This is a genomic window from Acaryochloris sp. IP29b_bin.137 (assembly GCF_028285745.1).
Lineage (GTDB): Bacteria > Cyanobacteriota > Cyanobacteriia > Thermosynechococcales > Thermosynechococcaceae > Acaryochloris.
The window spans coordinates 55916-67006 of the sequence record NZ_JANQOP010000046.1; the positions used below are offsets into that span (position 1 = coordinate 55916).

The 11091-nt window shown below is 47.5% G+C and carries 8 protein-coding genes and 1 pseudogene; 2 read left to right on the forward strand and 7 right to left on the reverse strand.

Annotated elements, in window-relative coordinates; all coding sequences use genetic code 11:
- Positions 1-65: 65 nt before the first annotated feature.
- From Q0991_RS03795 to Q0991_RS03815, 5 genes are read right to left on the reverse strand one after another with little or no spacing between them, the layout of a single operon-like run.
- Positions 66-668 carry a heme-copper oxidase subunit III gene (locus Q0991_RS03795; RefSeq protein ID WP_366524892.1) on the reverse strand — a complete coding sequence of 201 codons (603 nt, stop codon included), beginning with the start codon at positions 666-668 and terminating at the stop codon, positions 66-68.
- Positions 649-2337, reverse strand: coding sequence for a cytochrome c oxidase subunit I (gene ctaD, locus Q0991_RS03800; protein WP_299485658.1), 1689 nt, complete (start codon positions 2335-2337; stop codon positions 649-651). Before ctaD ends, Q0991_RS03795 begins: the two co-directional genes overlap by 20 nt.
- A complete protein-coding gene (locus Q0991_RS03805) occupies positions 2330-3244 on the reverse strand; it encodes a cytochrome c oxidase subunit II (RefSeq protein WP_299485659.1) in 915 nt (304 codons plus the stop codon). Before Q0991_RS03805 ends, ctaD begins: the two co-directional genes overlap by 8 nt.
- Positions 3245-3253: 9 nt before the next feature.
- Entirely contained in the window at positions 3254-3874 is a 621-nt protein-coding gene (locus Q0991_RS03810; RefSeq protein WP_299485661.1) for a DUF2231 domain-containing protein, read from the reverse strand.
- On the reverse strand, positions 3871-4374 hold the full coding sequence (locus Q0991_RS03815; protein ID WP_299485663.1) for a DUF2231 domain-containing protein: 504 nt from the start codon (positions 4372-4374) through the stop codon (positions 3871-3873). Before Q0991_RS03815 ends, Q0991_RS03810 begins: the two co-directional genes overlap by 4 nt.
- A gap of 1052 nt (positions 4375-5426) precedes the next feature.
- Between Q0991_RS03815 and Q0991_RS03820 the strand changes: the two genes are divergently transcribed.
- A complete protein-coding gene (locus Q0991_RS03820) occupies positions 5427-5561 on the forward strand; it encodes a hypothetical protein (protein ID WP_299485665.1) in 135 nt (44 codons plus the stop codon).
- A gap of 636 nt (positions 5562-6197) precedes the next feature.
- On the opposite strand, the pseudogene Q0991_RS03825 reads toward Q0991_RS03820, so the two are convergent.
- Positions 6198-6311 (reverse strand): annotated as a pseudogene (locus Q0991_RS03825) (IS1 family transposase); the annotation flags it as partial.
- Between the two features lie 5 nt (positions 6312-6316).
- Between Q0991_RS03825 and Q0991_RS03830 the strand changes: the two are divergent.
- The gene (locus Q0991_RS03830; protein WP_366524894.1) at positions 6317-7564 is read left to right on the forward strand and encodes an OFA family MFS transporter; all 1248 of its coding nucleotides are present in this window, start codon (positions 6317-6319) and stop codon (positions 7562-7564) included.
- Positions 7565-7981: 417 nt separating this feature from the next.
- On the opposite strand, the gene glgX is transcribed toward Q0991_RS03830, so the two are convergent.
- Positions 7982-10051, reverse strand: a complete 2070-nt coding sequence (glgX, locus tag Q0991_RS03835; protein WP_299485668.1) for a glycogen debranching protein GlgX — start codon at positions 10049-10051, stop codon at positions 7982-7984.
- Between the last annotated feature and the right edge of the window lie 1040 nt (positions 10052-11091).

Below are 11091 nucleotides of genomic sequence, written 5' to 3' on the forward strand. Positions count from 1 at the left end.
TTCCTTCCCATTCTGCAGTGTGCGCTATCCATGTACCTGATGGTCATAACAAAGGATGGGGTGGACTATTGCCACACGTAAATCAGCATAAAGAGCACAATCCAGATCACATCGACAAAGTGCCAGAAGATAGACGTTGCCGCGACGCCAAACTCCCCCCCACTATAGTTATTGGGGATAAATGAACGGGTCAGCATAATGCTCTGCAATAGCACCCCAGTTAAGACATGCAGGCCGTGAAAGCCCGTCAGTAAATAAAATGTGCCGCCAAACACGCCTGACTTAAAGCCAAAGGGCAAACTCATCCATTCCACAGCTTGACCATAAAGAAAGTAGCTACCCATTGCCATGGTTAACAACCAAAAGGCTCGAAATCCCCACAGATTATCGCGATGCAAACAACGCTCGGCCAAGTAGATGATGAAGCTGCTAGAGACCAGGACAATTGTATTGATCAGGGGCTCATGGACCTCTAACCCTGCCACACCCGCCGGTAGCCAGTCAGTGACACTCGTTTTATAAACGGTGTAGCCCACAAAAAAGCTGATGAAGATGATGCTTTCTGATAACAGAAAGATGATGAAGCCAAACATGCGGTGGTCTTCTTCATGAGCCGTTTCCTGGATAACCTGAGCTTCGAGGGCCGGATCAAGATTCGCTGGGTTCACTGGCTAGCTCCTTCGTCGGATCGTTTGCGGTCAAAGGTTCATCGCTGCCATAACCGTAGGGAGCCGACAGGATGATCGGAATTTGTTCAAAGTTCTCATGGGGAGGCGGCGAGGCAATCAACCATTCCAGTCCAATGGCCCGCCAGGGATTGTCCTTCGCGGTTTCACCCCGAACCCAAGAACTGAGCATATTTAAGATAAAGGGCAGGGTAGAAACCCCTAACAGAAAGGCTCCCAGGCTTGCCAACACATTCCAGAAGGCAAACTCTGGATCGTAGGAAGCCACGCGACGGGGCATTCCTTGTAGCCCTAAGGGATGCATCGGCAAAAAGTTGAGATTTAGGCCAATAAAGGTTAAGGCAAAGTGGAGTTTCCCCAAGCCTTCGTAATACATCCGCCCCGTCATTTTCGGAAACCAGTGGTAAATCGCTGCATAGAAGCCCATCACTACGGCCCCATTAATAACGTAGTGGAAATGGCCTACGACAAAGTAGGTATTATTGACATGAATATCAAAGGGAGCCGACGCCAACATAATCCCAGTAATTCCGGCAAATAGGAACATCGTCAGTCCCCCCAAGCCAAATAGCATCGAAGTGGTCAGGCGCAGCTTACCGCCCCAGATGGTGGCGACCCAAGCGAAGACTTTGATGCCTGTGGGCACTGAAATTGCCATGGTCGTGAACATGAACAACATCCGCATCCAGCCGGGGGTGCCGCTGGCAAACATATGATGGACCCAGACAATGCCGCTCAGTCCCGTAATGATTAGGGAGGACACCGCCACAACTTTGTAGCCAAACAGAGGTTTGCGGGCATAGACCGGAAAAACCTCTGAAAACACGCCAAAGATGGGCAGAATAATCACGTACACCGCTGGGTGGGAATAGAACCAGAAGAAATGCTGATACAGCACCGGATCGCCACCGCGAGACGGTTCAAAGAAGCTTGTTCCCACCGTCAGATCGAGCAGCAGCATCACAGCCCCTGCTGTTAGTGCGGGTAAGCCGAAGAGCTGAATAATCTGGGCAGATAAAACGGTCCAGCAAAAGGCGGGCATTTTGAACCAGCCCATGCCGGGGGCTCGCATTCTGACAATGGTGGTGACAATATTGACCGCTCCCATAATCGAGGACACCCCTGACAGGGCCACCGCCAACAACCAGAGGGATTGTCCATTAATCAGATTTCCCGTCGGGTTTTGTAAGCTGACAGGCGGATAGGCCCACCAGCCAGACTGGGAGGGGCCACCCGGCACAAAGAAGCTAATGATCAAGATCACGCCAAATATGGGAACCAGCCAAAACGCCACTGCGTTCAGGCGAGGAAAGGCCATATCCCGTGCCCCAATCATCAGCGGCACCAAATAGTTGGCAAGCCCATTGAGCATGGGAAAAGTCCACATAAACAGCATGATAGTGCCATGCATGGTGAACAGACCGTTGTACACGGTGCGATCGACCAGATCAGAATCAGGGGTAATCAGTTCGCCCCGCATCACCATGGCGAGCAGCCCACCGAACAGAAAGAAGAAGAAGGCGAGGACAATATACTGAATCCCGATCACTTTGTGATCGGTGCTGAAACTAAAAAATCTGCGCCAGTTATCGGGGGCCCCCGGTTGGGGCTGACGGCTGGGTGGCGTCAACGGCAAAGAAGCATCACTCATGGGGGTCGTTCTCTGAACTGGCGTAATTTACAACAGGGGCTGGGGCAGGCTTCACCGTTTCCCAGCCTAAGTCAAGGGCACTTTGCGTCTCTTGATTGAATTCTTCATAGGCAACGTTCTGGGCAGCGAAGGGAGGCGTGGCTACCGCGGTCGCTAACCACTGTTGATAGTCCTCTGCAGATTCCACCACCACATCGGTCTGATTGGCAGCAAAGTAGGTGCCGCTGTACTCCGAATCTCGCAAGCGGTAGCGCCCTTTGCGGATGGGGGTAAATTCAAAGCTAATGTCTCGTCCGGGAACCACATCTTGTTTGACCCTAAAGGCGGGAATAAAAAAGCCATGCAGCACATCCTCTGAAGACAGTAGCAGCCGTGCCCTCTGATCCACCGGCAGATGCAGCTCAGTACTGCGAATATCCGGGTCGGGATAGTGAAACTCCCAAGCCCACTGCCGAGCATAAACGTTGATGGGGGCTGGCTCCGCTTCAGTAGGAGCAACGGATGCCGCTTCTGCCATCGGCATTCCCATCGCCATTGGCCCCATGCCGCCTAGAATCCCCATGCGATCGTAGGTTTGGTAGCTTACCGTGGCAATCCAAATCACTAACACAATGGGAATGGCAGTCCAGACCACCTCTAGCTTGACGTTGCCTTCGATGGCCGGGCCGTCGCTCGTATCGTATTTAGCGGCGCGTTGAAAGAGAACGGCGTACAGAAGTGTTCCCATCACCCCCAAAAAGATAAAGCTACCCAGGGTGGTCATAAAGCTGAAGAGATGATCCACCAGCAGCGCCTCTGCTGACGCTTGGGGAGGCATCCAGTGGTAGGCCTGCTGACCGATCCACAGACTGATCAGTAAATCCGCGATCGCAAGTCCCACCAAGATCAAAAGTGTACGTCGATTCATAGGAGATTCCTAGGGTTGAACCAATAAATTGAGGGGATCATTGGGATCCATCCCGGCCCGCAGCAAACGATCCGCACTGACATGAATGCCAAAGTCGGCTCCCAAATGAGCTCCCAAGGTTCCGTGGATAAACATCAAGGCAAAGATGCCCAGGCCCGCCAGCAAATAGCCCCATTGCACCTGGCGAACCCGATCGGACCGCCACACAAAGCGCTGAAATCCCCGCCATACCGTCATGGCCACAATCAACCCTAGCAGCAATACACCTCCCACCCCATGCCACAGCATGGTATTCAGGGCACTCAACCCCCAAGGGCTAACCTGATCCATTGGTGGGTCTGCAAGCAGAATCTCATAGAATCCAGCAGCCACTGTAAAGAAAGTGATGATTGCTGCTGCCACCATGTTGTACCAGCCCACGTCGTACAGACTAGAGCTGGTGGCGGGAATGGCCAGGAACTTGAAAATGGGTTTTTCCAGGGGATAAAGGGTCGCAACGATGTCGAATGCGATCGCAACGATAAACAAGCCCAACGTCAGATGAACCAAGTTGGGATGAATCGGCAGGGCATAGGGTAACCCATTCGCCCCTACGCCCAAGCTGAGAAATGCAGAACAGCCACCTATCACTGCAATAGACCTCCCCGCATGGCTTCGACAACGGCTTCGGTATGTAAACCGTAGACCCACACCAGCTTATCCCCCAAATAAATCTGAAAAAGGACAATGAACGTTAAGATCACATTGCCTCCGATATAAGGTAATGGAAGAACCTCTGGGGCACGCAAACGAATGGTGTAGCGCCACCCAGTAATAAGTGCCAGAAGGCCAGAAAGCGCCCAGCCAATGAGCGTATGCAAGCTTAGATCCCGAGTGGCAGCAGCATAGGGCATGGCCAATCCTGCCTCAATTTGCCCAAAAATCACCGCAATAAAAACCGAAATTGTTGCAAACATCAAATTCCACCAGCCCACCTCATATAAGCGGGAATTTCGAGTGAAATATCCAACTCCATCACAAAGAACAGCGAATAGAACCATCGCGATCACAAAATGCACCACGATGGGATGAAGGGTGTCGGGATAGGGCAGGTTATGGCTATTGAGCGGTGGCAATAAATCCTGGAACATTGACTTACCCTACAAAAGAAAAGTGATTTCCTTAACACAATTGGAGCTGATTGGTTAACTAAATCTCAAGAAAGTTGCCTTTTGTGAAGGCCAGGAACGTTTGTACTTTCTGAACCATTCATTTTTGCTTCTTAGAAGCCCTTCCTATCTTTAGAGATTTTACTGCTTACTAAAGTTAATATTAGGGTGGGTAATCATTGATAATTATCAACTCTATTCGCATATTTACCTTAAAAATCAAATAGTAAACTAAGGAAAACCTAGTTAGGGATTTGCAGAACTTAGAGAACCCAGAACTTGCTTTTAAATATATCACTCTAGAACTCGAAGAGCAGGTATCAAAGTAGTAGTCAGCTTCTTAGACTAGTCTGATAAATATCTATTTTTATTCTCCAAATCATGAATTTCAAATTATCTTCTAGCGATTTAAAGCTTAAGTATTGAGACAAAAATTAAAAGGTAGTAGAGACGGAATATAGAGCTAGATAGAAAAATACTTATCATATGAATTAATATTAAAGGGCTAGGGATTTAAGAGAAAAATCTAAAAATTGCAGCGATAGATACAGATTAAGATTTTGTAAACCTGTGCGATCAATCTATTCTGTATCAAAGATAGCAAAAATGGTCAATTTGAGTACTCAAGCAATGGAACTTTTTTAGAGTGCTATTCGAGTTGATCTCTTACAGACCCATTCATTGTGCTGAGTACATGAATTAGCAGACTGAAGTAGAAAAATACTCGTCCACAGGGTTAACAATACTAGTCCATTCGTCCCCAAAATATATTTTCCCCAGAACACCTCTCGGTTGTAGCGCTTGAGTACAGCGCTAATGATCCAATAAACCCTATCGAAACATCATTGAATGGCCCAGAAGGAGTCTTTGCTATAAAACGTCCAATGCTAAACACTCAATCTTCAAGACTCGGCTCAACTCGTTGAAATCAACGGAACACAACACCAGCTTTAGCTCAGTTAGAGCAAATTTACCCTTTGGATGCTTTGTCTTCCTGATTTCAACGTTTTAGTAATGCATGATTACGATCTCAGATGTCCTCAACTGTTTTGGGTGATCCTCATTCCCACTTACGGGATAAACGAGCACATCCACCATCAGAACGCTTAGAGATCGATCCCTGCTACCGTGAGATTATTTTTGGGTTGCAATGGCATCGAACGTTTTGACAGGCGTTGCATTAACCGTTCAATATCCAACCAGTTTCTGGGGTTGATTCCGCTCTGCTTTGTACAACTTGCCTGTATTAACTGGTTTGAAAGGTTAGTGCAATGCGCCGTCTTTCTCCTTTACCTTTAGATTCCCTAACGTCAAGAATGAATTTGTGTATTCTGCAATTTATCCAAGATTAAGGGAAAAACCAGCTGCTATCTATTTTTCGAGGTCAATCAATATGCGGGAGATCCTTAATATAGGGGTTAGGTCCAGCAGTATTTTCCGTTTAATAATACGCTGGTGGACCCAGTGGAGCCGTATTGCCGATGGCCAATGGACACAACCCTCCATTCCTATCCACCGTCAGGTACAAAATGGATGGATAGATTTCTTCCTAGGTGATAGTCAAGATAGCCAATGTCATCGATTGTTGGACAGCCAGTCGAGGGTGGGGCTGCATTATAGAAAGTCAGATCTAGAGGCCATTTTTTGGATGGATTGTCCGTCTGCAGAAATTCCTGATCGTTTATGGCGACAACTACAAGAACAATATGTCAGGTGGTATTCCAAATATTCTCGTTTTTCTAGTTACTCAAGGATATTTACGAAGTAAGTAAAGTTTTAGTTCTTTAGTGATACAAAACAGGGCTTTTGCATTTTTTGACAAAGGACCATAACTCATCCGCATGAATGGCACTAGCTGGGACCGCCTGAACTTCTCTGTGGTCAATCATCTGAGCTTTATGACTAGCTGAATGAACTATAAGCTATAGTCCTTACCATGCATGACTCAGAATTAACAGTGTTCACACGACCTGCTGAGCAGGGAAGATGGCTACTCATCCCTATAGGAACAAGCGTTTTACTTTGTTTAGGGACCGTTTATTCCTGGAGCATCTTTAGAACCCCCTTAGAAACCGAACTTAATCTTAGTGCCACCGAAAGCCTCTTTCCCTATACAGTTGCCTTGGTTTTCTATGCGGCATTTATGCCGATTTCAGGTTTTTATATTCCTTGCATTGGTCCCCGCATCACAATGGCCATAGGGGGACTGATAGTTGGTTTGGGCTATATCCTCGCCAGTTTTGCCACGAATATAGGGATGATCATCCTTACCTATGGTGTCATGGCTGGGACTGGCGTTGGCATTGCCTATGGGGTACCGATGGTTGTGGTTGCTCGTTGGTTTCCTGACAAAAAAGGATTGGCAGTGGGATTGACCATTATCGGGTTTGGGCTCTCTCCTCTGATCACTGCGCCTGTAGCAAACCACCTTATTGGGGTCTACTCCGTTAGACCCACGCTACGAATGCTAGGCCTTATATTTATGATGATCATTCTGGGAATTGCCACTGTCCTGAAATTACCGCCGCGAAACTGGCAGCCTCGTCAGATGTCTGTGGCTACGACCGTCCCTGATCTTCGCTCCTACCCAAAACATCTACTCAAAAGTCAATCTTTTTATGGGCTGTGGAGTTGCTATGCGATCGGTACCCTGATCGGATTAAGTGCTATTGGTATCTCGGGGCCAGTGGGGGAAGAGATTATCAAGATCGATCCGGGGATGGCCGCTGGTAGCGTTTCTTTATTTGCCCTCTTTAATGGTGTGAGTCGTCCCTTGTTTGGCTGGCTCAGTGATCGCTTTAAACCCTGCTATGTTGCGATCACATCCTATGTTTTAGTCCTGATTGCCTGCGTTCTGATGATCCATGCTCAACCAGGACAAGTGGTCACCTATCTCATTGCCTTTTGTCTGTTTTGGTTTTGTCTAGGCGGTTGGTTAGCGATAGCTCCGATCACCACCCTTCGTTTTTTCAACCCTGAACAGTATGCTCAAAATTACGGAATTGTGTTTACAGCCTATGGCGTCGGTGCTTTGGCCGGAACGTTGGTGACTGGACGAATTCGCGATTGGCTGGGTTCGTATACCTATGCCTTCTATCCAATGGCCCTGCTTGCCATTGTTGGTATTGTCGTTGCAAGTACCCTGCTGAAGCGTGAGCGATCTCTGGTCTGAGTTTCAATTTGAACGGTCAAGGGATAGCCAATTTCGTCGTAGAGATTGAGAATAGCAGTCTGATTTGGAGATGGTTCAGGGTGTTGAGTGCGTAACCAATAGGAGTTAAGCACCAGTTTGCGAACTAAGCGACGGAGAACAGGGAGGCCGTTACTGGGTGACTCAGGAGTAGTCGATCTCAAATAATCTTCCACCTTGGTTAAGAACCGATGGAAACGGTAGGGAGTTTCCAGTAAATCCCAATCTCGGGGAGTAGGACATGGGGCACATTGTCCACGTTCAGTGACGTGCCAATCCTGATGCTCAGTTTTCTCCTCGTGAGACTGCCTTTGCCCGTTACCCAAAGCTGTCATCCAAATCACTTAAACAACTATTCCCAACCCTATCGAGTCGGTTGGCAGATAACTGTGGTTGGGGTTACCAACTTTCGGCTATCAAGATGATTGAAGAACGAGCATTGACTGGATAGAAAAGCTGCGCAACTGCGGGGGCGTGATCAATAGGGCAAAAGTCTTCTGGGGCAGCTAATGCCGTATCCACAATGCGCTGCCAATACTGCCCATTCTTAAGGGGCGGTAACTCAAAGGTGAGAGGTTCCCAAAAGGCATTGAGAATAACATGCAGCAGTTCACCATACTGTCGATAACGCAGGGTAAACGCCAGACTATGGGAGTCGTGACGCCAATCTGGTTGACCCAGCTGAGTTCCATGCCAAGTGATCGAGGGTTCAAGGATATTTGAATCTGAGGCGGTGACATTAAGGCGTTCGTCATGTCTAAAGATTTCGAGGCTTTGAATCAATGCAATGAGCTGCTGGACAAAGCCAAAAAAGTCTTGTTGAGTTGAGGGCTTCTCCCAATTGAACCAGCTTATTGGGGTGTTTTGGCAGTAGGCATTGTTGTTGCCAAGCTGCGATCGCAAGACTTCATCCCCCATCAACAGCATTGGCGTCCCCTGGGATACAGCCCAAAGGACAAGCATATTTTTCGCCTGCTGCAACCGCAGTGCTTGGATAGCAGCATCCTCCGTTGCGCCTTCAACACCACAGTTCCAGCTCAAATTGTCATTTGTCCCATCCCGATTATCTTCGCCATTCGCTTCATTGTGTTTCGTGTTGTAGCTCACTAAATCATGCAGGGTAAACCCATCGTGACAAGTGACGAAGTGAATGCTGTAGTTCGGCCCTCGCTTGAGATGGGGGTAGTGATCGGGGCTACCCATGATTCGATGTGCGATCGCCCCAGTGAGATCGCGATCCCCTCGCACAAAGCGCCGCACCTCATCTCGAAAGGGACCATTCCACTCAGCAAACCGTTCCCCCGCAAAATGCCCTACCTGATACAGTCCTGCCGCATCCCAGGCTTCAGCAATAATCTTGGTGCCAGCCAAAGCGGGATCAGTGTTAATCATCCACAAAAGGGGGGGATTATCTAGCGGTTCGCCCGTCTCACCCCGTGCCATCACAGATGCCAGATCAAATCGAAAACCATCGATGTGCATCTCTGATACCCAATAGCGCAGGCAGTCTAGAATGAGATATGCGCTAATCGCGCTGGTCTTCACCGTATTACCGCAACCACTATAGTTTTTGTAATAGGCTTTATTCGCTTCAAGAACGTAGTATGATTCATTACTCAACCCCCGAAAGGACAGGGTGGGGCCTTCATGATTACCTTCAGCGGTATGATTAAATACCACATCTAAAATTACCTCAATCCCAGCGCGATGTAGGGCTTTGACCAAATCTCTAAACTCATTAACAGGCCCTAACTTATCCTTACAAGCACTATAGTCCCGGTGCGGCGCAAAAAAGGCTATTGTGCTATAGCCCCAGTAATTCGTTTTTCCAGGCGGTGCATCGCTAGCATCAAACTGGTGGATCGGCATTAACTCCACTGCCGTAATACCCAACGTTTTCAAGTAGGGGATTTTTTGGATCAATCCAGCAAAGGTGCCCCGTTGCTCAGCAGGTAATCCTGAATTGGGATGTTGAGTAAACCCACCCACATGTAGTTCATAAATGATCGTCTCAGCATAGGGGGTTTGAGGACGGCGGTCGTCCTCCCAATCATATTGAAGTGGATCGACCACGACGCCCCTAAGCGCCTGGGCACAGTTATCTCCAGGATGGTGTGCTGCCTGACGGGAATAGATGGACCAGCCCACCACCGAGCGGGCATAGGGATCAAGCAAGACCTTGTTGGAGTTAAACCTAAGGCCTTGGCTAGGATCGTAGGCACCATCCACCCGGTAGGCATAGACCTGTCCCGCCGCAAGACCGATGACAAAGACATGCCAGTAGTGGAACGTACGATTTTTGTTTGGATCTAACCACAAAGTGCAGCTAGGCTGGAGGGCTTCTGGTGAATCAAACAGCAGCAATTCAACCGCAGTCGCCCCTTTGGCGTATAGACAAAAGTTGACGCCTCCGTCTCTGACCATCGCTCCTAGCGGAAAGCTATCACCTGGTTGCGTCGCATAGGCCATTGCTGTCTTCTCTTCAGAACTGCAATCTTGGCGGTCTAAACCTTCTCCCCACTAAGATCCTTTTGTTTGTCATTAACGAGAAATTAGAGGGGGTGACTTGGTGTTGTCGAAAAGCTTGGGCATACTACTTTTGCCAAACATCCTTTTTATAGCAAGATTTTCATGGCCTTTCTGTATCATCTCAGGTAGATCAGGAGATGGTGTCTACAGAAGCAAGGTATCCAGATTATCTACAGTGCATAGTTTAAGTGCTTCCCTCCAAGAAATACCTTTGAGCTGAGATCCGAAATGTTACGCCAGAGACTGCCCTATCTTTCTAGCATCAAAGAAAAACTGTCGTAGATTATTCACAATCGCCGAAAGATTCACTATGGGGTCAATATCACTCTTTTCTCACCTTGCTGAGCGAGTATCTGTAAAGTTGAGAGCTCGTTAGTCGAGGGTCTGATATTTGGATTCACTCGCCACATAATTTCGCCATTTTTCATATATCTAAATCGATAAAAGTGGGTTAAATATGGTTTCTGTCTTCTAGGATGGCTGGCTGGCAAGTTCAATAGACCTCTTACATAATTCATCTGACGATATGGTGGAGGGTAAAAAAACGAGTCAGATTACAGCACAAATTGAATTAGAGGTCTAATAATGTCAATGCTTTGTTGATATTTAAATTTTTTTTAAATTTTCTATTGCCTTAATATGCCAATCCATTGAAACTAGAATGTATTAAAATCGAGTATTGATGATCATCAATACTCGATTTTAATCTTGGCAAAAACGACTTAAATAGGCTAACAAAGCTAACTCAATTAACGAGTTAGATGACTGAAAAAACTTGAAACTTAATTCTATAAATATAATACTCTACATCTCGGAGAGGTGGCATGGGAGCATGTCACCTTTGCAGGTTGTTGTGAAACAGTAGAGGATACAAGTATTGCCCAAAAATCTTCATCAATGAACTCAGAGAAAGCAGCTCAACTCAAAGTCCATCTTGATGCGATTGCCCAATTACTGTACGAAGAAAGCGACCCAGAAAA

Coding starts and splice junctions, on each gene's coding strand:
- Q0991_RS03805 (WP_299485659.1), bottom strand. CDS start 3,244: ATGAATCGACGTACACTTTTGATCTTGGTGGGACTTGCGATCGCGGAT.
- Q0991_RS03820 (WP_299485665.1), top strand. CDS start 5,427: ATGTCCTCAACTGTTTTGGGTGATCCTCATTCCCACTTACGGGATAAA.
- glgX (WP_299485668.1), bottom strand. CDS start 10,051: ATGGCCTATGCGACGCAACCAGGTGATAGCTTTCCGCTAGGAGCGATG.
- Q0991_RS03815 (WP_299485663.1), bottom strand. CDS start 4,374: ATGTTCCAGGATTTATTGCCACCGCTCAATAGCCATAACCTGCCCTAT.
- ctaD (WP_299485658.1), bottom strand. CDS start 2,337: ATGAGTGATGCTTCTTTGCCGTTGACGCCACCCAGCCGTCAGCCCCAA.